28 protein-coding genes are annotated in these 22,889 nt (G+C 72.1%); 11 read left to right on the plus strand and 17 right to left on the minus strand.

Annotated features, from left to right (window positions below):
* Complete coding sequence (locus ABG090_RS03815) at positions 1-489, plus strand: DUF488 domain-containing protein (RefSeq protein WP_347757473.1); 489 nt, start codon at positions 1-3, stop codon at positions 487-489.
* A gap of 31 nt (positions 490-520) precedes the next feature.
* On the opposite strand, the gene ABG090_RS03820 is transcribed toward ABG090_RS03815, so the two are convergent.
* The 6 genes from ABG090_RS03820 to ABG090_RS03845 all read right to left on the minus strand — a co-directional run bounded on the left by ABG090_RS03820 (position 521) and on the right by ABG090_RS03845 (position 3,916).
* Complete coding sequence (locus ABG090_RS03820) at positions 521-1,306, minus strand: alpha/beta hydrolase (protein ID WP_347756558.1); 786 nt, start codon at positions 1,304-1,306, stop codon at positions 521-523.
* Positions 1,307-1,353: 47 nt separating this feature from the next.
* Positions 1,354-1,551: a hypothetical protein gene (locus ABG090_RS03825; RefSeq protein WP_347756560.1), complete on the minus strand. Its 198-nt coding sequence runs from the start codon at positions 1,549-1,551 to the stop codon at positions 1,354-1,356.
* 249 nt (positions 1,552-1,800) lie between these two features.
* Positions 1,801-1,983, minus strand: a complete 183-nt coding sequence (locus ABG090_RS03830) for a hypothetical protein (RefSeq protein WP_347756561.1) — start codon at positions 1,981-1,983, stop codon at positions 1,801-1,803.
* A 127-nt stretch (positions 1,984-2,110) separates the two neighbouring features.
* On the minus strand, positions 2,111-3,175 hold the full coding sequence (locus ABG090_RS03835) for a Glu/Leu/Phe/Val dehydrogenase dimerization domain-containing protein (RefSeq protein ID WP_347756563.1): 1,065 nt from the start codon (positions 3,173-3,175) through the stop codon (positions 2,111-2,113).
* A 172-nt stretch (positions 3,176-3,347) separates the two neighbouring features.
* The gene (locus ABG090_RS03840; protein WP_347756565.1) at positions 3,348-3,572 is read right to left on the minus strand and encodes an acylphosphatase; all 225 of its coding nucleotides are present in this window, start codon (positions 3,570-3,572) and stop codon (positions 3,348-3,350) included.
* Positions 3,573-3,628: 56 nt separating this feature from the next.
* Positions 3,629-3,916, minus strand: coding sequence for a hypothetical protein (locus tag ABG090_RS03845; RefSeq protein ID WP_347756567.1), 288 nt, complete (start codon positions 3,914-3,916; stop codon positions 3,629-3,631).
* A gap of 151 nt (positions 3,917-4,067) precedes the next feature.
* Between ABG090_RS03845 and ychF the strand changes: the two genes are divergently transcribed.
* The 4 genes from ychF (at position 4,068) to ABG090_RS03865 (ending at position 7,465) form a co-directional block, all read left to right on the plus strand.
* Positions 4,068-5,141 (plus strand): redox-regulated ATPase YchF, encoded by a 1,074-nt coding sequence (gene ychF / locus ABG090_RS03850; protein ID WP_347756569.1) that lies wholly within the window; start codon positions 4,068-4,070, stop codon positions 5,139-5,141.
* 249 nt (positions 5,142-5,390) lie between these two features.
* Positions 5,391-5,912 (plus strand): ATP-binding protein, encoded by a 522-nt coding sequence (locus tag ABG090_RS03855; RefSeq protein ID WP_347756571.1) that lies wholly within the window; start codon positions 5,391-5,393, stop codon positions 5,910-5,912.
* 203 nt (positions 5,913-6,115) lie between these two features.
* Positions 6,116-6,580: a DUF2243 domain-containing protein gene (locus tag ABG090_RS03860; protein ID WP_347756573.1), complete on the plus strand. Its 465-nt coding sequence runs from the start codon at positions 6,116-6,118 to the stop codon at positions 6,578-6,580.
* A gap of 117 nt (positions 6,581-6,697) precedes the next feature.
* Entirely contained in the window at positions 6,698-7,465 is a 768-nt protein-coding gene (locus tag ABG090_RS03865; protein WP_347757475.1) for a cytochrome c oxidase assembly protein, read from the plus strand.
* On the opposite strand, the gene ABG090_RS03870 is transcribed toward ABG090_RS03865, so the two are convergent.
* The 6 genes from ABG090_RS03870 to ABG090_RS03895 all read right to left on the minus strand — a co-directional run bounded on the left by ABG090_RS03870 (position 7,413) and on the right by ABG090_RS03895 (position 13,033).
* The gene (locus ABG090_RS03870) at positions 7,413-8,078 is read right to left on the minus strand and encodes an arsenate reductase ArsC (RefSeq protein ID WP_347756575.1); all 666 of its coding nucleotides are present in this window, start codon (positions 8,076-8,078) and stop codon (positions 7,413-7,415) included. The genes ABG090_RS03865 and ABG090_RS03870 overlap by 53 nt on opposite strands.
* A 2-nt stretch (positions 8,079-8,080) precedes the next feature.
* Entirely contained in the window at positions 8,081-8,491 is a 411-nt protein-coding gene (locus ABG090_RS03875) for an arsenate reductase ArsC (RefSeq protein WP_347756576.1), read from the minus strand.
* 107 nt (positions 8,492-8,598) lie between these two features.
* Positions 8,599-9,579, minus strand: coding sequence for a metalloregulator ArsR/SmtB family transcription factor (locus ABG090_RS03880; protein ID WP_347756578.1), 981 nt, complete (start codon positions 9,577-9,579; stop codon positions 8,599-8,601).
* Positions 9,576-10,715 carry an ACR3 family arsenite efflux transporter gene (arsB, locus tag ABG090_RS03885; RefSeq protein ID WP_347756580.1) on the minus strand — a complete coding sequence of 380 codons (1,140 nt, stop codon included), beginning with the start codon at positions 10,713-10,715 and terminating at the stop codon, positions 9,576-9,578. Before arsB ends, ABG090_RS03880 begins: the two co-directional genes overlap by 4 nt.
* Positions 10,712-11,686 (minus strand): thioredoxin-disulfide reductase, encoded by a 975-nt coding sequence (gene trxB, locus ABG090_RS03890; protein WP_347756582.1) that lies wholly within the window; start codon positions 11,684-11,686, stop codon positions 10,712-10,714. The genes arsB and trxB overlap by 4 nt, the downstream gene beginning before the upstream one ends.
* A 60-nt stretch (positions 11,687-11,746) precedes the next feature.
* Positions 11,747-13,033, minus strand: coding sequence for an NAD(P)-binding domain-containing protein (locus ABG090_RS03895; protein ID WP_347756584.1), 1,287 nt, complete (start codon positions 13,031-13,033; stop codon positions 11,747-11,749).
* An 87-nt stretch (positions 13,034-13,120) separates the two neighbouring features.
* Between ABG090_RS03895 and ABG090_RS03900 the strand changes: the two genes are divergently transcribed.
* Genes ABG090_RS03900 through ABG090_RS03915 form a run of 4 tightly spaced genes read left to right on the plus strand, consistent with a single transcriptional unit; the run spans position 13,121 to position 16,547 of the window.
* The gene (locus ABG090_RS03900) at positions 13,121-13,465 is read left to right on the plus strand and encodes a metalloregulator ArsR/SmtB family transcription factor (RefSeq protein WP_347756586.1); all 345 of its coding nucleotides are present in this window, start codon (positions 13,121-13,123) and stop codon (positions 13,463-13,465) included.
* Positions 13,466-13,478: 13 nt separating this feature from the next.
* On the plus strand, positions 13,479-14,675 hold the full coding sequence (locus tag ABG090_RS03905; protein WP_347756587.1) for an MFS transporter: 1,197 nt from the start codon (positions 13,479-13,481) through the stop codon (positions 14,673-14,675).
* A gap of 46 nt (positions 14,676-14,721) precedes the next feature.
* Entirely contained in the window at positions 14,722-15,459 is a 738-nt protein-coding gene (locus ABG090_RS03910; protein WP_347756589.1) for a molybdopterin-binding protein, read from the plus strand.
* Positions 15,456-16,547 carry a zinc-binding dehydrogenase gene (locus ABG090_RS03915; RefSeq protein WP_347756591.1) on the plus strand — a complete coding sequence of 364 codons (1,092 nt, stop codon included), beginning with the start codon at positions 15,456-15,458 and terminating at the stop codon, positions 16,545-16,547. The genes ABG090_RS03910 and ABG090_RS03915 overlap by 4 nt, the downstream gene beginning before the upstream one ends.
* Before the next feature lie 43 nt (positions 16,548-16,590).
* Here the strand turns inward: ABG090_RS03915 and ABG090_RS03920 are convergent, their stop codons facing one another.
* Complete coding sequence (locus ABG090_RS03920) at positions 16,591-16,911, minus strand: YrhK family protein (RefSeq protein ID WP_347756593.1); 321 nt, start codon at positions 16,909-16,911, stop codon at positions 16,591-16,593.
* A 105-nt stretch (positions 16,912-17,016) separates the two neighbouring features.
* Between ABG090_RS03920 and ABG090_RS03925 the strand changes: the two genes are divergently transcribed.
* Both ABG090_RS03925 and ABG090_RS03930 read left to right on the plus strand, forming a co-directional pair.
* A complete protein-coding gene (locus ABG090_RS03925) occupies positions 17,017-19,608 on the plus strand; it encodes an excinuclease ABC subunit UvrA (RefSeq protein ID WP_347757477.1) in 2,592 nt (863 codons plus the stop codon).
* A 10-nt stretch (positions 19,609-19,618) separates the two neighbouring features.
* A complete protein-coding gene (locus ABG090_RS03930) occupies positions 19,619-20,896 on the plus strand; it encodes an NAD(P)/FAD-dependent oxidoreductase (RefSeq protein WP_347756594.1) in 1,278 nt (425 codons plus the stop codon).
* Between the two features lie 10 nt (positions 20,897-20,906).
* Here the strand turns inward: ABG090_RS03930 and ABG090_RS03935 are convergent, their stop codons facing one another.
* From ABG090_RS03935 to arfB, 4 genes are all read right to left on the minus strand, one after another.
* Complete coding sequence (locus tag ABG090_RS03935) at positions 20,907-21,536, minus strand: hypothetical protein (protein WP_347756596.1); 630 nt, start codon at positions 21,534-21,536, stop codon at positions 20,907-20,909.
* Entirely contained in the window at positions 21,533-21,880 is a 348-nt protein-coding gene (locus ABG090_RS03940; protein WP_347756598.1) for a TraR/DksA C4-type zinc finger protein, read from the minus strand. Before ABG090_RS03940 ends, ABG090_RS03935 begins: the two co-directional genes overlap by 4 nt.
* The gene (locus ABG090_RS03945; protein ID WP_347756600.1) at positions 21,873-22,379 is read right to left on the minus strand and encodes a carboxymuconolactone decarboxylase family protein; all 507 of its coding nucleotides are present in this window, start codon (positions 22,377-22,379) and stop codon (positions 21,873-21,875) included. Before ABG090_RS03945 ends, ABG090_RS03940 begins: the two co-directional genes overlap by 8 nt.
* Before the next feature lie 62 nt (positions 22,380-22,441).
* A complete protein-coding gene (gene arfB, locus ABG090_RS03950) occupies positions 22,442-22,882 on the minus strand; it encodes an alternative ribosome rescue aminoacyl-tRNA hydrolase ArfB (RefSeq protein ID WP_347756602.1) in 441 nt (146 codons plus the stop codon).
* Between the last annotated feature and the right edge of the window lie 7 nt (positions 22,883-22,889).

A 22,889-nucleotide genomic window follows, 5' to 3' on the forward strand; every position in this document is an offset into this window, starting at 1 on the left:
CTGCTGACGAGCGCCGGCGTGGAGCTGGTGGTCGACATCCGCCGCTTTCCGGGCAGCCGCAGCAATCCGGCGGCGTCGCGCGACGCGATCGAGGGCGAGCTGGCAGCCGGCGGCATCGACTGGCGCTGGGAGGAGCGGCTGGGCGGTCGCCGGCGGCTCACGAAGGATGAGGACGCTGCCTCACCCGATGACTGGTGGCGCGTCGCGGCCTTCCGCGCCTACGCGGCGTGGACGCGCTCGCCCGAGTTCGCCGACGGCCTCGCGTCGGTGCTCGCGGATGCGTCGGGGCGACGCACCGCCATCATGTGCTCGGAGGCGGTGTGGTGGCGCTGCCACCGCAGGGTCGTCGCCGACGTCGCCGTCGCGGCCCACGGCGCCGACGTGCTGCACCTGATGCACGACGGCAGCCTGCGCCCGCATCCGCTCAGCGAGACGGCGTCCGCGACCGACGGCGCGATGCACTGGCCCGCCGCGCCCGACTCCGACTGACACTGCGGGCGCGCTGGCCGGGCGCACCCCGTCAGGCAGGCAGGAGCCAGTCGTGCACCTCGCCCGCGAGCCACGCGCGCATGGTCGCGTTCCACCGATCGACGTCTTCGACGTTCCAGACATGATGCATGCCGGGGGCGATGCGCGTCGATGCCGTGGGCACGGTCCGTCGCAGCGACTCGAGCGACCGGCGCATGACGGCGGGCTCCTTCTCTCCGGCGACCAGCAGCATCCGTCCGGGATACGCCGCGATGCCGCTCGGCATCCCACCCGCGTAGACATCGGTCAGCATGGCGCGCGCGGTGTCGCGACGCACGGAGACGCCGTGATCGATGTACGGCTCGTGCGAGTCCGGCGGGAGCCCGAAGGCAACGGCCTGCGCCTTCCAGAACCAGCGCCGGTGCCAGAGCGCGAGCTGCAGCGCAGAAGTCGCTCGCGCGACGCCGCCCACGCGCTCGACGGCGGCGCCGCTCGCGAGCACCGACGCCACGAGCGCCGGGTGGCGGGCCGCCAGATGCAGCGCGAGCACGCCACCGAGCGAGAGCCCGACCACGTCGACCGGTCGGTCGCCGGCAAGCGAGCGGATGCGCGCGGCCATGTCGTCGGCCGCGGCAGCCAGCCCCGGCCAGGTCTCGTCGGTTCGCGCACCGAAGCCGGGCAGGTGCGGGGTGATGGCGAGTCGGTCAGCGAGCGCCGGCAGCTGCGGCTCCCACATCCAATTGGCGACGTTGCCCCCGTGCAGCAGCACCACCGGACGATGGTCGGGAGAGGAGCCGTCGGCGGCCGGATGCACTTCGGGGAATGACGATGCGCTCATCCGGGGCAGCGCCTCGGCCTCGTCGGGCTTGCCAGCATCCTCTCGGCCTACGGAGTATGCCTATCGGCGGCGGCCGCATTCGGGTCCCAGCCCTCTGCCGGGTTCTCCTTGGGATCCTCGCCGACCGTGGGCTGCTGCACGTGATGCCCGCCGTGGCCGCCGCCGGTGATCACGCTGGCCTCCTGCGCCGCACTGTGGTGCCGATGCGTCGCTTGCGGCTCGTGGCTGCGCTCTTCGTGGCTCATCGCCCTGCCTCCTTCGGCACGGCCTCGTCGTCGTGCCTGCTGCGACCGTATCGCCGCAAGCGCCGCCGCGCCATGGCCCCCTCGGCGTCCGCCACCCGCCCGCGCCCGGGCCGCCCCGGCCCGCCCCGCCCCGGTCCGGGCGGCGCGTGTCAGCTTGTTGCAGTGCTCGGCGCCGTTTCGAGCAACAAGCTGACACGCGTCGCGCCCGCCGCGCGGGCGGGCGGGGCGCGGGGCGGCGGGTGGGGCGCGCTAGGCCGAGTCTGCGGCCGGCTCCTGCGCGGCGTCGGCGTCGGCGTCGTCGGCGGGAACCGTCGCCTCGTCGGCTTCCGGCTCGCCGGTGAGCGCCTCGGCCTCGGTCGAGTCGCCGTAGCCGCCCACCGGCTCGTCCTGACCCGCGTCGCTGTGCCCCTGCTGCTGGTGCTGATCGCTCATGGCATTGCCTCCTCGTCAGCGGCCCGATCGCCGCGCTCGCCGACGCTACGCCCGCACCCTGAGCAGCCGGTGCACGTCGGGCAGGCCGTGGCCGCGCGGGCGGCGACCGGCGTCGGCGGCAGCGCGCTCAGACGCCGACGGACTGGTGCGCGCGAGCAGCATCGATGCGCGCGTAGGCGAGCGCCTCCGCAGCCTCGAGCGTGGTGGTGCCCTGGTCGCGCGCGCTCGAGAGCACGTCGCGCAGCGTGTCACCGATCTGTGTGAGGCGCTCGGCGATCGCGGGCCACTCCATGCCGTGGGCCATGCCCTCGAGGTGGATGACGCCGCCCGCGTTCACAACGAAGTCGGGCGCGTAGACGATGCCGCGATGCTGCAGGCGCGCGGCGCCCGAGCGGTCGGCGAGCGGATTGTTCGCGGGTCCGACGACGGCGTGCACCGGCAGGGCGTCGATCGCATCGTCGGTGAGGATGCCGCCCAGGCCCGCGGGCACGAAGACGTCGGCCTCCGTGGTGAGGGCGCGCTCCGGCGAGATCCAGCGAGCGCCGAGCTCGCTGGCGAGCTGCTGCTTCCGGTCGTCGATGTCCGTGACGATCAGGCGCGCTCCCTCGCACGCCAGCATGCGCGCCAGTCGACCGCCCACCTGCCCGAGACCCGAGATCACGAACGATCGGCCCTCGATGCGCTCGGAGCCGAAGGCAGCCTCGAGGGTCGGAGCGATCGACGAGTAGACGCCGAGCGCGGTGGCCCCGGCGGGCTCGCCCGCGCCGCCCCGCTCCGCGGGCAGCCCGACGACGTGGGCCGTACGCTCGCGCACGACCACCATGTCGTCCTCGGTCGTGCCGACATCCTCCGCGGTGCGGTAGCGACCGTCCAGCACCTCGATCAGGTCGCCGAGGTCGAGCAGCGCCGCCCGGCGGCGCGCGCTGTCGATCGGCTCACCCATAGGAACCGCGATCACCGACTTGCCGCCGCCCGCATCCAGGCCCGCGGCCGCGTTCTTGAGCGTCATCGCGGCGGAGAGCCGCAACGCATCCGCCTGCCCGTCGGCCCACGTCGGGTACGTCCACATTCGACAGCCGCCCAGTGCCGGGCCGAGTGCGCTGGAATGCAGTGCGACGGTGATGACGAGCCCGCTGCGGGCGCCCTGCGATGTCAGGACGCGCTCGTGCGAGAACTCAGGGATGGCGCTCATGGTGCTCTCCTCGTTGAGTGCTGCTGCCGCGGATCGCGCGGCTCCCACGATCTTGGATCGGATGCGCGGTGCGCGCAAGCGATCGCTCGCCGGTTGCGCGCCGTGCGCAGTGCACGCCCCGAACGCTCCGGGGCAGTGCGCAGCTCGACCGCTCGGCGCGTGCCGGTCCGTGTCAGGCGACGCGGAACGCCGCGTCGCCGCGCGGCTCGACCTCTTCGGACTCGACGCGGTCGACGCGGGCCGTCGCCGGGCCATGCTCGAGCCAGCGCGCCATGGCCTGCACCGCATCCCTGGTGCCCTCGGCCTCGACCTCGACGGTGCGGTCGAAGCGGTTGCGGGCGCTGCCGACCACGCCGAGCCGCCTGGCCTCGGCGGAGGCGGCCATGCGGAACCCCACGCCCTGCACGCTGCCGTGCACGACGAAGCGGCGGCGGATGCGCTCTGGTGCGCTGGTCAGTGTGAGACCTCGCCGTCCTCCGGCTCGCGCTCCTGGACCTGCTGCGCCGCGGGGTCCTCGCCCTCGGTGTCGCCGCGCTGCCAGTGCTCCGGCAGGTCGGCGTTGGGCGTGCCGTCGCCGTGCACGGGGGCGCCCGTCTTCGGGTCGTGCGCGGCGCTCTCGTGGCCCTCATCGGGCGGGAACTCGTTGTCGCGGGTGGCGAACGAGCTGGCCGATCCGCTGTCTGCGGGGGCCTGGTGCTCGCTCGGGTCGTATGCCGGATCGGTGTGCTGCGCTGCGGCCATTGTCGTCGCCCTCTCTGGGATGCCGAGGGCGGGATGCCGCTCGGGAGGTGCTCGCGACGCTACGCGGGCACGCGGCACGCTACAAGGCCCGCCTGAGACCTGTCCGGGCTGCGGCGGGCTGCGCCCGGGGTCGCCGGTAGGCTCATCTGTCGTGGCACTCACGATCGGCATCGTCGGACTCCCCAATGTGGGCAAGTCGACCCTCTTCAACGCTCTCACCAAGAACACCGTGCTCGCGGCGAACTACCCGTTCGCAACGATCGAGCCCAACATCGGGGTGGTCGAGCTGCCGGATGAGCGGCTCACGCGGCTCGCCGAGATCCACGGCTCGCAGCGCATCCTGCCCGCCGCGCTGTCGTTCGTCGACATCGCCGGCATCGTCAAGGGCGCGAGCGAGGGCGAGGGGCTCGGCAACAAGTTCCTCGCGAACATCCGCGAGGCCGACGCGATCGCGCAGGTCGTGCGCGGCTTCGACGACAGCGACGTCGTGCACGTGGACGGCGCGGTGGATCCGGCCTCCGACATGGAGACGATCAACACCGAGCTGATGCTCGCCGACATGCAGACGCTCGAGAAGGCGATCCCGCGGCTCGAGAAGGAGCTGAAGGGCAAGAAGATCGAGCCCGGCGTGCTTGCGGCAGCGGTGGAGGCGAACGAGATCCTGAACTCCGGCCGCACGCTCTCGCAGGCCGGCTTCGACACGACGCCGATCAGGGAGCTCGGGCTGCTCACGGCCAAGCCGGTGCTGTTCGTCTTCAACGTCGACGAGGCGGTGCTCTCGGATGCCGACCGGAAGGCCGAGCTCGCCGCGCTGGTTGCGCCGGCGAAGGCGGTCTTCCTGGATGCGCAGGTGGAGTCGGAGCTCGTCGACCTCGACCCCGCTGAGGCGCTCGAGCTGCTGCAGTCGCTCGGCCAGGAGGAGTCCGGCCTCGACCAGCTCGCCCGCATCGGCTTCGAGACGCTCGGCCTGCAGACCTACCTCACGGCAGGCCCGAAGGAGTCGCGCGCCTGGACGATCCGCAAGGGCTGGACGGCCCCGCAGGCCGCCGGCGTCATCCACACCGACTTCGAGCGCGGCTTCATCAAGGCTGAGGTCGTCTCCTTCGAGGATCTGGACGCGCACGGCTCGATGGCCGAGGCGAAGGCCGCAGGACGGGTGCGCATCGAGGGCAAGGACTACGTGATGGCCGACGGTGACGTGGTGGAGTTCCGCTTCAACGTCTAGCGTTTGCGACGTGCCTCATTCGATCCTGGTCGATCGCCTGGAGCGGTTGGTCGGCGACCCTCGTGGGCAGCACGGCGTTCCGGTCAACCCGCAGCGACGTCTCTGCTCCATCTGGAGAGAGGGAGGTGCGGAGGATGTCGAGCTCGTCGACTGTCAGTGAGAACGACCGGATCGAGCGGTTCGATGGGGAAGAGGAATGACGGCAGATCTGCGCGAGATGGTCGCAGCGAATGCGCCGCTGGCGGCCGCGTGACCGGTCGCCTCATCGTGCTCTCCGGCCTCCCGGGGGTTGGAAAGACGACTATCGCCGAGCTCGTCGCCGCACGCACAGGGTCGGTCCACCTTTCCATCGACGCGGTCGAGGAGTCGATCCTTGCCTGCGGTCTACCGCCAGGATGGCGAGTCGGCGTTGCTGCGTACGAAGCGACGCGTGCGATGGCAGAGCAGAATCTGCGGCTCGGACGCAATGTCGTCGTCGATGCTGTCAACGACAGCGAGGAGGCTCGGCAGACTTGGCGCACTGCGGGCTCGCGCACAGGCGCACAGGTCGACTTCGTGCACCTCGTGGTCTCCGATGCGCAGGAGCATGAGCGAAGGCTCGGCGAAAGAGATCGCGGTCTCGCCCACGTCGGTGAGCCGGCGTGGTCGGACGTGCTGCGCCGGCGAGCTGACTACGCCGCGTGGTCCGATGAGGTCTTGGAGTTCGACACTGCAGCGCAGACGGCCTACGAAGTTGCAGCCGAGCTCACCGCGCGCCTTAGCTCGGCATGAGACGACGTTGTCGCTCATGGTCCCCACGGAGGAGGGTGGCGCTCCGCTGCAACGTCTAGCGCTCGGCGCGGTCCACGCGCCGAAGAGACCGGGCCGGTGAACCTGGGGATCGACCGATAGACAGGGCCCGCCCGCGGTGCAGAATTGCCCGTATGCCAGCGACGTCCCCCACCGCAGATCGAACGACGCGAACGCACGATTGGATGGCGCGCAGCCGCGACTCGGGGCGGAACGCCCTGTCGGGAGTGCTCTTCGGGGTGGGCCTGATCGCGTTCATCGACGAGACCGTCTTCCATCAGCTGCTGCACTGGCATCACTTCTACGACCTCGGAACGCCCGACCTCGGCCTGGTGTCGGACGGGTTCTTCCACGCCTTGAGTTGGTTCGCCACGATCGGCGGCCTGTTCCTCCTCGCCGATCTGCGGCGACGCGGTGGCCTCTGGCCCGCACGGTGGTGGGGCGGGGTGCTCGTGGGAGCCGGAGGGTTCCAGCTCTACGACGGCGTGATCCAGCACAAGCTGCTGGGCATCCATCAGATCCGATACGTGGACGACCTGATCGTGTACGACGTGGTCTGGAACGTGACGGCCATCGCGCTCGTCGTCGCGGGGGACGTGCTGCTTGCGCGCACCAGGAAGTCGGCTGCGGCTACGCGCGCCGCACGGTAGCGAACGGTGCTCTCAGACGCCCTAGGTCACGCGAGTCACGCTGGCCACACGAGCGGCGCTCCGTCCGTCGACGCCATGGTGGTGGCGGGCGCCGTCGCGGTCGTGGCCCTGTATGCAATGGGTGTCGTCCGATCGCGACAGCAAGGCAGGCCGTGGCCATGGTCTCGCCTGGTGCTGTGGTGCGCAGGCATCGCGGCGGCCACGATCTCCGTCGCTGGGCCGCTCGCAGCCGCCTCGCACGCCAGCTTCGTGGCACACATGTGGGCGCATCTCCTCATCGGGATGCTGGCCCCGCTGCTGCTGGTGCTCGCGGCACCGATCTCTCTGGCAATGCGGGCGCTCTCGGTCGAGCCGGCGCGCCGGCTGTCCCGGGTGCTCAGGAGCCGCCCGCTGCGCGTGCTCTCGCACCCCGTCACCGCGGCGGGCCTCAGCGCGGGCGGGCTGTGGCTGCTCTACTCCACGCCGCTGCTCCAGTGGATGCAGTCCAGTTCGCTGGTGCACGTGGTGGTGCACGCCCACCTGCTCCTGGCCGGCTATCTGCTGACCGCCGCGGCGATCGGCCTCGACCCGTCGCCGCATCGTGCGCCTCGCCCGGTCACCGCGGTCGCGCTCCTCGCCACGATGGCATCGCACAGCATCCTCGCCAAGGTGCTCTACGCCGATCCTCCCGGCCTGTACACGGTCGCTGAGGTGCAGGCGGGGGCGCAGCTCATGTACTACGCGGGCAGCTGGATCGAGGTCGTGATCGTCGCGCTCTTCTGCGCCCGCTGGTACCGGGAAGCGGGACGTCGTGTGCCTGGCACGGCGACGGGTCGAGCGGGCGCTGCTGGTCTCAGGCGACAGCGATGCCGAGCTGATCGAGCATCCGGTCGACGTGCTCGGTGATCTCGTCGCGCACGCGCCGCACATCCTCGGCTGTCGCGTGCTCCGGATCGTCGAGCTGCCAGTCCTCGTAGTGCTTGCCGGGGTAGATCGGGCAGGCATCGCCGCATCCCATCGTCACAACGACGTCGGCGGCACGCACGACGTCGTCGGTCAGCGGCTTCGGGAACTCCTCGGTCAGGTCGAGCCCGACCTCGGCCATGGCCGAGACGACGGCAGGGTTCAGGGCGGTGGCCGGCATCGAACCCGCGGAGCGCACCACCAGTCGGCCGCCGGAGCGCTCTGCCGCGATGGCAGCCGCCATCTGCGAGCGGCCGGCGTTCTGCACACACACGAACAGCACGCTGGGGCGGTCTTGGGGGATGGCGCCCTTCGCCTCGGCGAGGGCGTGCAGCCGATCCTTGGCGAACCGGGTGACACGCGTGACGAGGTGCGCCTTCACCGCCGAGGTCCGCAGCAGGGCGGTGTAGGACTCCACGACGTAGCGCTCGATCGTCTCGGCAGCGAAGATGCCCTCGAAGTCGGCCCGCAGCTCGTCGGTGAGTGCGTGCAGGAAGCGCTCGGGGTAGGTGATCCCCGGCAGGCCGCGGCGTGCGCCGACGTCGAGCTGGTCCATCGTCAGCTCGCGCTGGGCACGAGCTCGGCGAGCAGGCGCTCGACGCGACCGCGGATGTCGTCACGCACGCGGCGCACGGTCTCGATGTCCTTGCCGGCCGGGTCCTCGAGCTCCCAGTCCTCGTAGCGCTTGCCGGGGAAGATGGGGCAGGCGTCGCCGCATCCCATGGTGATGACGGCGTCGGACTCGCGGACCGCGTCGACCGTGAGCACCTTCGGCGTGTTCCCGGCGATGTCGATGCCGACCTCGGCCATCGCCTCGATGGCGACCGGGTTGATCTGGTCCTTCGGTGCGCTGCCGGCGGACAGCACCTCGACGGCGCCGTCCGAGAGCGCCGACGCGAATCCGGCGGCCATCTGGGAGCGTCCGGCGTTGTGGACGCAGACGAACAGGACGGTGGGCTTCTCGGACATGGTGACTCTCTCTCGGTCGTGTGCCGGTGGAACCGGCACCGCTGCTTTTCTAGGGGTTCGGGGTGTCGTGCGGATGAACGATCGGGGTGAGGGGGATGGACAGCGGCTCAGACGAGCTCGGCGAGGAGCCGCTCGACGCGTTGTGCGATGTCGTCGCGAATCGCGGCCGCGCCGGCGGCCGATGCGAGCGCCGGGTCGCCGACCGCCCAGTCCTCGTACCGCACACCGGGGATGATCGGGCAGACGTTGCCGCAGCCCATCGTGACGACGACATCGGCCGCGCGGACGGCGTCGTCGGTGAGCGGCTTGGGATAGGCCTCGGACTCGGTGGCGCCGTCGATGGACTCGAGCAGCGGCCGCACGTTGGGGTGGATGGCGGAGGCAGGCGACGAACCGGCGGAGCGGGCGACGACGCGGCCGGATGCCGCCTGGTTGACGAGCGCGGCCGCGAGTTGCGACCGGCCCGCGTTGGCGACGCAGACGAACAGCACCTGCGGCACGCCCGTCGAGCGGTCGCGCGTCAGGTCGGAGAGTCGCTGCCGGGCGAACCGCTCCGTCAGTGGCACCAGGTGTGCGGTGATCCGCGCTGTTCGGGCGAGGCCGGCGTAGGACTCGCGCACCACGCCCGTCACGGCGTCGGGACTCAGCTGGGGAAACCGTGACGTCAGCGAGGAGGCGAGGTGCGAGAGCGCCTGGTCGACGTCGTCGAGGCCGTGGTAGGCGTCCGCATCGTGGGGCGGCGCGAGTGCTGCGGGCGCGAAGCTCTCGAGCAGCGCGGTGATAGCGGGACGAGCGCCCGCATCGATCGAGTACCAGACCCAGGTGCCGCGACGCTCCGAGACCAGCACGCCGGCGTCCTTGAGCACTTTGAGGTGGTGCGAGACGGTGGGCTGCGAGACGTTCGCGAGCTCGGCGAGATCGCAGACGCATGACTCGCCGCGCGGATCGGAGGCGATGGCCGAGAGCATGCGCAGCCGCAGCGGGTCGGCGAGCGACTTCAGCGTCACCGCAATGGTCGTGGCGGCGTGCTCACTGATGGCGTGCGTCGTGGTGGACGAGCACGGTGCGGTTGGGGGTGCGGTGCTCACGGTGCGCTCCGATCCGGGCTGAGCTGCGGGACGACGTCGACGACAGGAGGCGCCGGCTCGGTGCGGAACCAGACGCGGCCAGCCCACAGCGAGACGTAGACGAGGCCGACGAGCACGGGCACCTCGATGAGCGGGCCGACGACGCCGGCGAGCGCCTGTCCCGATGCCGCGCCGAAGGTGCCGATCGCGACGGCGATCGCGAGCTCGAAGTTGTTGCCCGCGGCGGTGAACGCGAGCGTCGTCGAGCGGGCGTAGCCGAGCCCGAGCAGCTTGCCGGTGGCGAGACCGATCGACCACATCAACGCGAAGTAGGCCAGCAGCGGGAGGGCGATGCGGGCGACATCGAGCGGTCGCTGCACGACGTTCTCACCCTGCAGGGCGAACAGCAGCACGATCGTGAACAGCAGGCCGTAGAGCGCCCATGGCCCCACCGCTGGAAGGTAGGTGCCCTCGTACCAGTCCCGCCCCCTGGTGCGCTCGCCGATCCACCGGGAGGCGAACCCCGCCGCGAGCGGGATGCCGAGGAAGATCAGCACGTTGATCGCGATCTCGCCCATCGAGATGTCGAGTCCCTGCGCCTCGAGGCCGAGCCATGCCGGCAGCACGGTCAGGTAGAACCAGCCGAGCACGGCGAAGGCGAAGACCTGGAAGACGGAGTTGATGGCGACGAGCACGGCCGCCGCCTCGCGGTCGCCGCAGGCGAGGTCGTTCCAGATCACGACCATCGCGATGCAGCGAGCGAGGCCGACGATGATGAGGCCGGTGCGGTACTCGGGGAGGTCGGGCAGCAGCAGCCAGGCCAGGGCGAACATGAGCGCCGGTCCGATGAGCCAGTTGAGCACGAGGGACGAGACGAGCAGGCGGCGGTCGCCGGTGATCGCTGCGACCCGGTCGTAGCGGACCTTCGCCAGCACCGGGTACATCATCACGAGCAGGCCCAGCGCGATCGGAAGCGAGACGCCACCGATCTCGAGCCTCGCGAGCAGCGCGCTGACGGCGGGCACGGTGCTGCCGAGCAGCAGTCCGGCGCCCATGGCCAGCGCGATCCACAGCGGCAGCCAGCGGTCGAGTGGGGACAGTCGGCGGGGAGCGGCTGCCAGGATCGGCGCCTGCTCGGCGCTGGTCGCGCGGCTCACGCGACGAGGCTCTCGACTGCGCGGGCAGGCTCCGCGAGCTCGAGCGCCGCGAGGTAGTGCTGCGCGTCCTGCGCGGCCGCGCATCCGGTACCGGCGGCGGTGATCGCCTGCCGGTAGGTGTGGTCGACGAGGTCGCCCGCTGCGAACACGCCCGCGACGCTGGTGCGCGTCGACGGGTGATCGACGACGACGTAGCCGTCATCGTCCGTGATCACCTGCTCGCGGAACAGCTCGGATCGAGGGTCGTGGCCGATCGCGATGAAGGCGCCGCTCACGGGGAGTGCGCGCTCGGCGCCGGTCTTGGTGTCGCGGAGCGCGATCGACTCGAGCCGCTCTGCGCCGACGAGATCGACGACCTCGCTGTTCCATGCCGCTTCGATCTTCGGGTGCGCGAGCGCGCGCTCGGCCATGATGCGCGAGGCGCGGAAGGCGTCGCGGCGGTGCACGATCGTCACCTTCGACGCGAACCGGGCGAGGAACAGCGCCTCCTCCATCGCCGAATCGCCGCCGCCGATGACGGCGACCTCTCGCTCGCGGAAGAAGAACCCGTCGCAGGTCGCGCACCACGAGACGCCATGCCCGCTGAGGCGGCCCTCGGCCGGCAGGCCGAGCTGCCGGTAGGCGGAGCCCATGGCCAGGATCACTGCGGTCGCCGCGTAGTCGTCGCCGGCACCCGTGCGGATGCGCTTGACCGGCCCGTCGAGATCGAGCTGCGTGGCGTCGTCGACCACGATGCGTGCGCCGAAGCGCTCGGCCTGCGCCCGGAGCGACTCCATGAGTTCGGGGCCTTGGACCCCCTCCACGAAGCCGGGGAAGTTCTCGACCTCGGTGGTGGTCATGAGCGCACCGCCAGCCGTGACCGATCCGGCGATCACCACCGGAGCCAGTCCGGCGCGCGCCGCGTAGATGGCAGCGGTGTAGCCGCTCGGACCGGAGCCGACGATGACGACGGGCGCATGCTGCATAGACATGCTTCTATATTGACGAATCTAGATGCAGGCAGCAACTCGACGCGCCGAGCGGCGCCGCCCTCAGCGCGCAGCGGCCGCCAGCTGGGGTGTCGCGGGCGCGGCGCAGCAGCCGCTGCCGCCGAAGTCGCCGGCACCGCCGCACACACCGGTCTCCGGCAGCACGAGCTCGTTCCGGGCTGCCGCCTCGTGGTCGCCGGCGAGCTCCGCGACGACGCTCCGCACCTGCTCGTAGCCCGTGAGCGCCAGGAACGTGGGCGCGCGACCGTAGCTCTTCGCCCCGACGATGTAGAGGCCCGGTTCGGGCTGCGCGAGCTCGGCCGCGCCGGTCGCGGCGACCGTGCCGCACGAGTGCACGTTGGGGTCAATCTCCGCAGCGAGGCCGGCGACGGCGTCGAGAGCCGGATCGATCGCAACCCGCACCTCCGCCAGCAGCGACAGGTCGGGGCGGAATCCGGTCAGCGCGAAGAGCCGCGCGACCGGCCCGACCTCGCGCCCGTCCTCCGCGACGAGCACGACACCGTCGTCCTCCGGGCGCAGCTCGTCGACACGGAATCCCGTCACGAGCTCCACCGTGCCCTCCTCGATCGCGCGCCGTGCGCGCGCGCCGAGCGAGGCGCGCTGCGGGAGCGCATCGGCCTCGCCGCCGCCGAGCGCTCCCTCCACCGATGGCCGCCGCACGAGCCACGTGACGCGCGTGCCAGGGTGTCGCTGCGCGAGCTCGGCGAGCCGCAGCACCGCGTGCACAGCCGAGTGGCCCGCGCCGACGATGGCGACGTGGGCGCCGGCGAGCGCGCTGACATCCGATGGGATGCGGTAGTCGATGCGGCCGGCCGCGGCGTGCTCGCCGAGCGCCGGCGTGCCGTCGGCACCCGCCGGGCCCGGCTGGCTCCAGGTGCCGGAGGCGTCGAGCACGGCCCGCGCGATCAGGCGCTGCTCGCGACCGTCGCGGTCGACGACGCGCACCGCGAACGGCTGCTGGTCGCGGCCGCCGTCCACGACCTTGTCGCGACCGAGCCGCGTGACCGAGGTGACCGTGACGCCGAAGCGCACGCGGTCGCCCAGCGCCTCCGCGAGCGGTGCCAGGTAGTCCCGCACCCACGCTGCGCCCTTCGGATAGCCCGAGGTGGGAATCGTGCGTCCCGCGCCTTCCAGCAGTCGTCGGCTCGCGGAGTCGACCAGCTCGTCCCACGCCGAGAACAGCCGCACGTGACCCCACTCCATGACGGCGGTACCGGCGCGCGATCCGCGCTCCAGCACGATCGGCTCGAGGCCTCGCTCGAGCAGGTGCGCGGCTGCTGCGAGCCCCTGCGGGCCGGCGCCGATGACGATGACAGGAAGGTGGGGCACTGCATGCTCCTCGCATTGAATACTGTCGATGCGACGATCCTCCAACAACGCATCGATGTTTGTCAATGCGTGTGGCAGACTCCCACCATGGGCACCACAGCGCACGCGACCGACAGGGCGAGCACGTGCTGCGCTCCGGCCACGGCTGGACTGCCGCAGCAGGAGGCACTGCGGCTGGCCAGGATCGGCAAGGCGCTAGGCGATCCCACGCGGCTCCGGCTGCTCTCGCTCATCGCGGCGGGGGAGCGGGGAGAGGCGTGCATCTGCGACCTGACCGATCCTGTCGGGCTCTCGCAGGGGACGGTGTCGCACCACATGCGCATCCTCGCCGAGGCGGGGCTGGTCGAGCGCGAGCAGCGGGGCAAGTGGGCCTACTACTCCGTCGTGCGACCCGCGCTCGATGCCGCGGCCGCAGCGCTGCGCGCCCTCTGACGGGGGCGAACCGGTGCGCACCTCCGGTCGGCGCGAGGCGGTCGAACTGACGCCGGGCACTCGCCAGCGGCGGCTCGCGGCACTCTCCATCGGTCAGGTGATCAGCTGGGGCATCCTCTACTACGCGCTGATCGTCGCCGCGCCGGTCATCGCCGCCGACACGGGCTGGGCGCTCGCCACCGTGATGCTCGCCTTCTCCGTCGGGCTCGTCACCTCCGCGCTCGCCGGCATCCTGGTCGGACGATGGCTCGATCGAGGCAGCCCGCGCGTCGTCATGACTGCCGGAAGCCTCCTCGGCGCGCTCGGCCTGGCGCTGGTCAGCGCCGCGCCCGACGTGACGGTGTTCGTGCTGGGCTGGATCGTGACCGGGATGGGGCAGTCCGCGGTGCTGTACCAGGCGGCGTTCACCGTCATCGCGCGCAGGGAGGCGGCGCACCGGCGTCGCTCGATGACCGTCGTCACGCTCGCGGGCGGACTCGCGTCGACGGCGTTCGCGCCGTTGACCGCCGCGATGCTGAGCGTGCTCGACTGGCGCGCGACCATGCTCGTGCTCGCGATCGGCCTGGTGGTGAGCACGACGCCGCTGCACTGGTGGAGCCTCGAGCGCGGCTGGTCGCCGCGGCCGCCGCGGGTAGCGGACGAGCCGCACCACACCGTCTCGACCGTGCTGCGCACGCGACGCTTCTGGGCCCTGCAGCTGTCGATGATCGCCATCGCGGCCGCGCTCTACAGCGTGGCCCTCGCGATCATCCCGCTGTACACGGAGCGAGGCATGACGTACGAGCTCGCGGCGTGGGGGCTCGGTCTCGTCGGTGCCGGGCAGGTGCTCGGCCGCATCGTCTACGTGGTGCTGCCGCACGCGGCGTCGCCGCGGCTGCCGCTGCTGCTGACCGCCGGGTTGAGCGCGATCGTGCTGGGGCTACTGGCGCTGGTGCCCGGGCCGCCCTGGCTGCTCATCGTCATCGGCATCGCCGCGGGCGCGGTGCGAGGCGCGCAGACCCTGGTGCAGGGCTCCGCGGTCGCCGACCGATGGGGCACGCGCGAATACGGCGCCATCAACGGCGCGTTCGCGGCGCCGATCACCGCGGTCACGGCCGTCGGGCCCGCGCTCGGCCCTGTCGTCGCCGTGGCGACCGGCTCGTATGCCGCGATGGGGCTCATCGCAGCCGTGCTCGCGCTGGTCGGGCTTGCGCTGGCGCGACTGTCGTGACGCCCACTCGCTGGCTTCGCCCAGCGCGGCACGGCAGGCTGGAGCCATGACGAACCCCACCGCCGCGATGCTCGTGATCGGCGACGAGATCCTCTCGGGCCGCACCCGCGAGGCGAACGCCTTCCATCTCGCCGGCCGGCTGGGCGCGCTCGGCATCGATCTGCGCGAGATCCGCGTGGTGCCGGACGACCATGCCGTCATCGTCGATGCCCTGCGGGCACTGCGGGATGCGCACGACCACGTGTTCACCTCCGGTGGCATCGGCCCGACGCACGACGACATCACGGCGGATGCCGTGGCCGATGCATTCGGAGTCGGCATCGAGGTGCGCGATGACGCCCGCGCGCTGCTGCAGGAGGCGGTCGGTCGCGACCGCACGCTCACCGACGAGCACCTGCGCATGGCCCGCATCCCGCACGGCGCGGCACTCATCGACAACCCGATCAGTGCGGCACCTGGGTTCACCGTCGGCAATGTGCACGTCATGGCCGGTGTGCCCGCGATCTTCGTCGCCATGCTCGATGCCGTCCTCCCGGGGCTGGAGGCCGGCTCACCCGTGCTGGCACGGGAGCTGCGCTTCGAGGTGGGCGAGGGCCGGATCGCCGCGGCGCTGCGCGCGCTCGCCGACGAGATGCCCGACCTCAGCATCGGCTCCTACCCGTTCCGTGAGGGCTCCGCCTTCGGCACCAACATCGTCGTTCGGGGCACAGACCCAGGTCGGATCGACCAGGCGCTCGCGCGGCTGGAGGAGATGCGGCGCTTGTCTGGAAACGTTGGGGCATGACTGCCAGCCGGAACACGTCGCGCGACCTCGCGACCGTCACCACGATGCGGGCGGCGATGACCGTCGGGCACGGCGACACGTCCATGATCGAGCTGCGCGATGACGTACGGCGACCCGTGCCGCTCGCGCACGAGGTGCTGGTCAGGGTCGCGGCAGCGTCGATCAACAACACCGACCTGTGGAGCCGCGAGGGCGCGTACGGCACGCCGGAGGATCCGGGAGCGGTCGCTGGCTGGAAGGGCGTGCCGCTGCGGTTCCCGCGCATCCAGGGTGCAGACGTCTGCGGCGTCGTCGACGCCGTGGGCGCCGACGTCGACGCGAGCTGGGCCGGGCGCCGCGTGCTCGTCGATCCGGCCCGGCCGGTCACCGGGCGAGCGGCAGAGATCGCCGAGGTGATGGGCTCGGAGTTCGACGGCGGATTCGCCGAGTACGTGGCCGTGGATGCCGCGTACGTGCACGATGTGACGGACTCGCCGCTCACGGATGCCGAGCTCGCCTGCCTGCCGATCGCTTACGGCACGGCCATGGGCATGCTGGACCGTGCCGAGGTCGTCGCCGGGGAGTGCGTGGTGGTGACCGGAGCGTCCGGCGGCGTGGGATCGGCGCTCGTGCAGCTCGCCGCGGCGCGCGGCGCCCGCGTCATCGGCGTCACCAGCGCCGGAGGCCGCGACGCGGTGCTGGCGAGCGGCGCGGCGGCGACGGTCGACCGCGGCGAGGCCGACCTCGCCAATGCCGTGCTGGAGGCGGCCGGTGGCGAGGTCGACGTGGTCGCTGACGTCGTCGGCGGCGACGTCGCGCGAGGACTGCTTTCGGCGCTGACCGGAGGCGGCCGCTGGGTGATCGCAGGCGCGGTCGCCGGTGCCGTCATCGAGCTCGACCTGCGCCAGCTCTATCTCCGCTCGCGTCGGCTCATCGGATCGACGATGCACACCCCGGAGCAGTTCGAGCGACTCGTCGACGTGGCGCGGCGCGGCGACGTCAGCCCGCGCATCCAGGCCACCCGCACCCTCTCGGAGATCAGGGACGCGCAGCGGGAGTTCCGCGAGTCGTCCGGCAGCGGCAAGATCGTGCTCATCCCCGGACAGTGATGGCGGCCGCAGCCTTCGAGGCCGGCGCCGGCGCGCAGCGGTCCTAGAAGTCGCTCTGGTCGTCGCTTCGGCCAACGCCGGGCCCGAAGCGCTTCAGGTGGGTGCGGCGCGCCAGCCGGATGACCGGCCGCAGCACGAACTCGGCGCTGCCAACGATGAACAGCCAGGCGGCGATGGTCGCGGTCTCCTCCCAGAGGAAGAGGATGCTGCCGGCGAGGAAGAGGACGCCGATGAGCGCATCGTTGGCGATGCTGAGTGCCTCGTAGCGATCCCGGATGATGATCTCCTCGCGCCCGAGGCGCATGGCGAAGTCGTCGGGACCGATGTCATCGCCAGGCGGCTGCTGCTGGTTCGGTGAAGACATGGTGCGATGCTCGCAGACGAGCGTGGGAACGCGCAGGGCGTGCGCTACGCGCTCGCTGGCAGGCCGCCGACGAGCGCACAGGCGCCGCGCGAGAGACTGGCGCACATGGATGCAGCAGAGCGCTCAGCGCACGAGACCGGGCTCGAAGGCGTACGAGTGCGCGGCGCCCGCGAGCACAACCTCAAGGACGTCGACCTCGACATCCCGCGCGACGCGCTGGTCGCGTTCACCGGCATCTCCGGCTCCGGCAAGAGCTCGCTCGCGTTCGGCACCATCTACGCCGAGTCGCAGCGCCGGTACTTCGAGTCCGTCGCGCCCTACGCTCGCCGGCTGATGAGCCAGGTCGGCACTCCGGATGTGGATTCCATCGCCGGTCTCCCGCCGGCGGTCGCCCTGCCGCAGCAGCGCTCCGGCGGCTCGGCGAGGTCCACGGTCGGCAGCGCCACCACCATCGCGAACGTGCTCCGGATGCTCTACTCCCGAGTCGGCACCTACCCCGCGGGTGCCCCGATGCTGCTCGCCGAGGACTTCTCCATGAACACCGTGCAGGGCGCCTGCCCGACCTGCCACGGGCTCGGGCGCGTGCACGACGTGCCGGAGGAGCTGATGGTGCCGGACGCTTCGCTCTCGATCCGTGACGGCGCGCTCGCCGCCTGGCCGAAGGCCTGGCACGGGAAGCAGCTGCGCGACAGCCTGGTCTCGCTCGGCTACGACATCGACGTGCCGTGGCGCGAGCTGCCGCGCGAGCAGCGCGACTGGGCGCTCTACACCGAGGAGTCGCCGCAGGTGCCGGTGTTCACCGACCGTCCGCCGGCGGAGGTGCGGAAGGCGGTCGCCGCGGGCGTCGCGCCCAGCTACATGAGCACCTTCCTCGGCGTGCGCAACTACGTGCTGTCGACCTTCGCGGGCTCGAAGAGCGCCAAGATGCGCGAGCGGGCGGCGTCGTTCATGGTCAGCGTCGTCTGCCCGAACTGCGGCGGCAGGCGCCTGAAGCCCGAGGCGCTCGCGGTCACGTTCGAGGGCTACGACATCACACAGCTCGCGGCGATGCCGCTCGACGAGGTCGCGGCAGTGCTCGAGCAGGTGCTGCTGCCCGACTGGAGCCCCAAGCCCGTCGACGGTTCCGCGTCGGGTGCGCAGGATGTCGCCCCGGAGCAGCTGCTCGCCGCGCGCCGGCTCGCATCCGACCTGCTCGCGCACCTGACGCCCATCATCGACCTCGGGCTCGCGTCGCTCTCGCTCGACCGCACCACCGCGTCGCTCTCCTCCGGGGAGCTGCAGCGCATGCGCTTGGCCACCCAGGTGCTCTCGCAGCTGTTCGGCGTCGTGTTCGTGCTCGACGAGCCCTCTGCCGGACTGCATCCCGCCGACACCGAGTCGCTGCTGGGCATCCTCGCCACGCTGAAGGAGGCGGGCAACACCGTCTACTTCGTGGAGCACTCGCTCGACGTGATCCGTGCGGCGGACTGGATCGTGGACATCGGGCCGGCAGCCGGCTCCAAGGGCGGCACGGTCGTCTACTCGGGCCCCATCGAGGGGCTGCGCGACGCACCGGAGTCGGTGACCCGGCGCTACCTCTTCGACTCGCTCGACACCCCGCACGCCGCGCGCGAGCGGCGGGCGGGCGACGGCCAGCTCGAGCTCGCGGGGGTCACACGCCACAACGTCACCGACCTGACGGTCGCGTTCCCGCTCGGAGCGCTCACCGCCGTCACGGGCGTCTCCGGCTCTGGCAAGTCGACGCTCGTCGTGCAGGCACTGCCCGACCTGCTGCGGGCGAGCCTCGCGAGCGAGGTCGACGAGCACACGGCCGGGAACGACGAGCGCGCGGCGTCGGCCGACGATCCGCTCGCGCAGACGACCGAAGCCGTGACGGAGGGTCGAGCGCACGGACCACGAGGGCGGCTTCGCCGCGTCGTGCAGGTGAGCCAGAAGCCCATCGGCCGCACCTCGCGCTCCAACGTCGCGACCTACACGGGCCTGTTCGACCGCGTGCGCGCGCTATTCGCGGTGACCCCGGAGGCGCGCCGTCGCCGCTACGGCGCGAGCCGCTTCTCGTTCAACCTGCCCGCCGGCCGATGCCCGACCTGCAAGGGCGAGGGCACCATGGAGGTCGAGCTGCTCTTCCTCCCGACCGTGCACGCGCCCTGCGCGACGTGCGGCGGCAGCCGCTACAACCCGGAGACGCTCGAGATCGAGCTCGACGGCCGGACGGTCGCGGACGTGCTCGCCATGAGCGTCAGCGAGGCCCGGGACTGGTTCACGGACGACGACGTGCAGCGCCATCTCGATGCCCTGCTCGACGTCGGGCTCGGCTACGTCTCGCTCGGCCAGCCGGCGCCGCAGCTCTCCGGCGGTGAGGCGCAGCGCGTGAAGCTCGCCTCCGAGCTGCGGCGGGGGCAGCGCGGCGACACGCTCTACCTGCTCGACGAGCCCACCTCCGGTCTGCATCCGGCCGACGCCGACCGGCTCGTGACCCACCTGCACCACCTCGTCGACGGCGGCAGCACGGTGATCATCGTCGAGCACGACATGCGGATCGTCGCCGAGGCCGACTGGGTGATCGATCTCGGTCCCGGCTCCGGCGATGCCGGCGGACGGGTGGTCGCGGAGGGCACGCCCGAGCAGGTCGCGGCCAGCACCGCCAGCCGCACGGCGCCGTATCTCTCGGCGGCGCTCGAGCGGATGTCGCTGTAGGAGGAGTCGCATGGACGCCGACGTCATCGTGATCGGAGCGGGGCTCGCCGGCCTGCAGGCCGCGCGCTCGCTGCAGCGGGCGGGGCTCACGGTCGTGGTGCTGGAGGCCGCGGATGCGGTCGGCGGGCGCGTGCGCACCGACCTCGTCGACGGATTCCGCGTCGACCGCGGCTTCCAACTGCTGAACCCCGCCTACCCGGCGGTGCAGCGGTTGATCGACCTGCCCGCACTCGCGCTGCAGCCGTTCGGCGTCGGGGCGATCGTGCGCAGCGGCGCGACCACGACAACGCTCGCGCATCCGCTGCGGCATCCGCGGCACCTGCTCGCGACCCTCGCCAGCGGCCGCACGCCCGCATCCGACCTCGCCGCGCTGGCGCGCTGGATCGCACCGACGCTGCTGCGCCCGACCGTCGCGTCTCGTGCGGCCTCCGACACGACGCTGCGCGCGTCGCTCGACTCGGCGGGGCTGACCGGGCCGTTGCGCCGCGATGTGCTCGACACGTTCCTGGCCGGCGTCCTCGCCGACAGCTCGGGGGAGACCTCGGCGAACTACGTGCGGCTGCTGCTGCGGTCGTTCGCGCTGGGCGCGCCCGGCCTGCCACGGGGCGGCATGCAAACGCTGCCCGAGCAGCTGGCCGCATCGCTCGAGTGCCCTCCGAACGGCACGCCGGAGGGCAGCGTGCGGCTTCGGACCGCCGCGCGCGAGCTCCGCGAGATGGCCGACGGCGTGCAGGTCGCCACCGAGGCGGGCGCCGTCCGCGGGCGCGCCGCCATCGTCGCCGTCGGGCCGCAGCATGTCGGCGACCTGGTCGGCCTCCCGGCACCGGCGACGCACGGGCTGACGACCTGGTGGTTCCGCGCGACCGGGCAGCCGCGCACGGGCCCCTTCCTGCTCATCGACGCCTCGCGGCCGGGCGGCGGGCCCGCCGGACCGATCTGGAACACCGCCGTCATCTCTGAGGTCGCGCCGTCGTACGCGCCGCCAGGTCGGCACCTCGTGCAGGCGACGACGCTGCTCGATCGTCCGGATGGGCGCGCGAGCGAAGCGCAGATGCGCCGCGACCTGGCGAGGCTGTACGGCACGTCGACGTCGCGCTGGGAGGTGCTGGCGCACCACGTCATCCCGCACGCGGTGCCGGCGCAGCGGCCCGGCCCGATCGACCGCGGCCCCGCGTGGACCGGCGAGCGCGTGGTCGTCACCGGCGACCACCGCGAGACGGCCTCCATCCAGGGGGCGCTCGTGTCGGGCGAGCATGCCGCGCGGGCGGTGGCGCGCAGGCTTCGCTGACGCCCCTCGGTCAGGCCGCGGGGCCGGGCACGCGTCGGAACAGGTAGACGTCGGCGGGGCGCGTGTACGCGATGCCCCTGCCGCTGGCGAGCAGCCCGGCGCGGTCGGGATGCGGCGGCCGCTTCGGCTGGAAGTAGCGGCCCAGGTCGTCGGTCACCAGCCGGTAGCCGTGCGCCCGACGATGGATCGCCGCCGCCAGCTCGTACCGCGGGTCGAGGAACGCGAGCCCCGCGTCGGCGTGGCTGTTGTTGACGAGCAGCCAGCCGCCGGGTCGCACGCACCGGGCCACGTGCTCGGAGACGGGGCCGGCGTACAGCGAGATCGCGAGATCCCATCCGGCCTCCGGCAGCGCCCGCAGCGTGCGCGTGTAGTCGCCGTCGACGAAGGCGATGCTCGGCGCTGCCGCGGCGCCACCGAGCCGCTGCGCGAGCCGCTCGACCGCCTCGACGTCCGCGAAGGCGCGACGGGCGCGAGCATCCATGTCGAGGTAGGTGACGTCCTGCCACACGGAGGACGGCGCGATATCGAGATAGCTGCCCGGGTAGATCACGCGGCGGGCGTCGGTGCAGCGCGCAACCGCCGCATACAGCGCCGTGCGGTCGCCGACGTGCGCGATGTAGTCGGTGAACGGCGTCGTCATCGTCGCTGCTGGGCGCAATCGATGCAGGTGGTCGCCTGCGGGCGGGCTTGCAGTCGCTCGGGCGCGATGGGACCACCGCAGACGCTGCAGGTCCCGCCCTCACCGCGCTCGATACGCGCGGCGGCCTCGTCGAGCGCCGCCAGCGCGTCGATGCGGGTCTGCTTCAGCCCCTCGAGCCGCGACCACTCGGATGACAGCGAGACGCCGTCGGGATCGTGCTCATCGTCGTCGTGCACGGTCTCGCGCAGCCGTCGGAGATCCGCGAGCTGCCGGTCGACCTCGGCGAGCTCCGCGGCCGCCTCCCGGCGCCGCCGCTCGATGCCATCGGCGCGCTGGTCATCCATCGATGCGCACGCCCGTAGACGCTGCCCCTCGGACGACCTTGCCCTCGGCATCGCGAGGGCGCACCGGATGTTCGCTGAGGATCGAGATGCGATTGAAGGCGTTGATCGTGACCGCGACCCACTCGGCCGCCACGAAGGTCGCATCGCCGAGGGTGGTGCGCGCGGCCTCGAGCTGGGACTCGGCATCGGCGGAGAGCGGCATCCGAGTCACCGCTTCGGCGATCGCGAGCACCGCCGCCTCGCGCTCTGAGTACAGCGCGCTCTCGCGCCATGCCGAGAGCAGATCGAGCTTCTGCTGCGGGATGCCTGACTGCCGGGACTGTCGAGCATGCAGATCGAGGCAGAAGGCGCAGCCGTTGAGCTGCGATGCGCGCAGCTTGATGAGCTCTGCCTCCTGCGGGAGCAGCCCGTGCCGGGCCGCCTCATCCCGCACCGCGACCGAGGAGAGCTCGGCCGCCTTCCACGACTCGGGCATGGCCTTGTCCAAGAACGGTCGCATCGCGCTCCTCGTCGTCCGCTGATGCCCCGAACGTACCTCAGGCAGATCGGCACCTCGGGTGCTCATTCGGTCGGCGGTGGTCTGCGGTTGCGCTTGACGTCGGAGCGGCGGCTCTTCGCCTCGAGCCGCCGCCGCCTCGAGCCGCCCGTCGCTCGCGTCGCCCTGCGGATCGACGGCGGGGCGACGGCCTCGCGGAGGAGCGCAGCCAGCCGCTGTCGCGCCGCCGTGCGGTTCTGCCGCTGCGCGCGGTGCTCGGACGCCGTGACGGTCAGCATCGTGCCCGAGAGTCGCGCAGCGAGCCGCTCGAGGGCGCGCGAGCGCTGCACGTCGGTGAGCGCTGTGGTCGTGCGCAGGTCGAGACTCAGCTGCACCCGCGAATCCGTGGTGTTGACGCCCTGACCGCCGGGACCGGAGGCGCGGGAGAACTGCTCGACGAGCTCGTCGGCCGGCACCACCAGCCCGTCCGGCGCTCCCGGTCCCGGGGGCACGACCAGGTCGTCCACGTGACGA

This window comes from Agrococcus sp. ProA11 (genome assembly GCF_039880525.1).
In the GTDB taxonomy this organism is placed as follows: Bacteria; Actinomycetota; Actinomycetes; order Actinomycetales; family Microbacteriaceae; genus Agrococcus; species Agrococcus chionoecetis.

Coding starts and splice junctions, on each gene's coding strand:
- ABG090_RS03820 (WP_347756558.1), bottom strand. CDS start 1,306: ATGAGCGCATCGTCATTCCCCGAAGTGCATCCGGCCGCCGACGGCTCC.
- ABG090_RS03825 (WP_347756560.1), bottom strand. CDS start 1,551: ATGAGCCACGAAGAGCGCAGCCACGAGCCGCAAGCGACGCATCGGCAC.
- ABG090_RS03830 (WP_347756561.1), bottom strand. CDS start 1,983: ATGAGCGATCAGCACCAGCAGCAGGGGCACAGCGACGCGGGTCAGGAC.
- ABG090_RS03835 (WP_347756563.1), bottom strand. CDS start 3,175: ATGAGCGCCATCCCTGAGTTCTCGCACGAGCGCGTCCTGACATCGCAG.
- ABG090_RS03845 (WP_347756567.1), bottom strand. CDS start 3,916: ATGGCCGCAGCGCAGCACACCGATCCGGCATACGACCCGAGCGAGCAC.
- ABG090_RS03860 (WP_347756573.1), top strand. CDS start 6,116: ATGGCGCGCAGCCGCGACTCGGGGCGGAACGCCCTGTCGGGAGTGCTC.
- ABG090_RS03865 (WP_347757475.1), top strand. CDS start 6,698: ATGGGTGTCGTCCGATCGCGACAGCAAGGCAGGCCGTGGCCATGGTCT.
- ABG090_RS03870 (WP_347756575.1), bottom strand. CDS start 8,078: ATGGACCAGCTCGACGTCGGCGCACGCCGCGGCCTGCCGGGGATCACC.
- ABG090_RS03875 (WP_347756576.1), bottom strand. CDS start 8,491: ATGTCCGAGAAGCCCACCGTCCTGTTCGTCTGCGTCCACAACGCCGGA.
- trxB (WP_347756582.1), bottom strand. CDS start 11,686: ATGTCTATGCAGCATGCGCCCGTCGTCATCGTCGGCTCCGGTCCGAGC.
- ABG090_RS03900 (WP_347756586.1), top strand. CDS start 13,121: ATGGGCACCACAGCGCACGCGACCGACAGGGCGAGCACGTGCTGCGCT.
- ABG090_RS03910 (WP_347756589.1), top strand. CDS start 14,722: ATGACGAACCCCACCGCCGCGATGCTCGTGATCGGCGACGAGATCCTC.
- ABG090_RS03915 (WP_347756591.1), top strand. CDS start 15,456: ATGACTGCCAGCCGGAACACGTCGCGCGACCTCGCGACCGTCACCACG.
- ABG090_RS03920 (WP_347756593.1), bottom strand. CDS start 16,911: ATGTCTTCACCGAACCAGCAGCAGCCGCCTGGCGATGACATCGGTCCC.
- ABG090_RS03925 (WP_347757477.1), top strand. CDS start 17,017: ATGGATGCAGCAGAGCGCTCAGCGCACGAGACCGGGCTCGAAGGCGTA.
- ABG090_RS03930 (WP_347756594.1), top strand. CDS start 19,619: ATGGACGCCGACGTCATCGTGATCGGAGCGGGGCTCGCCGGCCTGCAG.
- ABG090_RS03935 (WP_347756596.1), bottom strand. CDS start 21,536: ATGACGACGCCGTTCACCGACTACATCGCGCACGTCGGCGACCGCACG.
- ABG090_RS03940 (WP_347756598.1), bottom strand. CDS start 21,880: ATGGATGACCAGCGCGCCGATGGCATCGAGCGGCGGCGCCGGGAGGCG.
- ABG090_RS03945 (WP_347756600.1), bottom strand. CDS start 22,379: ATGCGACCGTTCTTGGACAAGGCCATGCCCGAGTCGTGGAAGGCGGCC.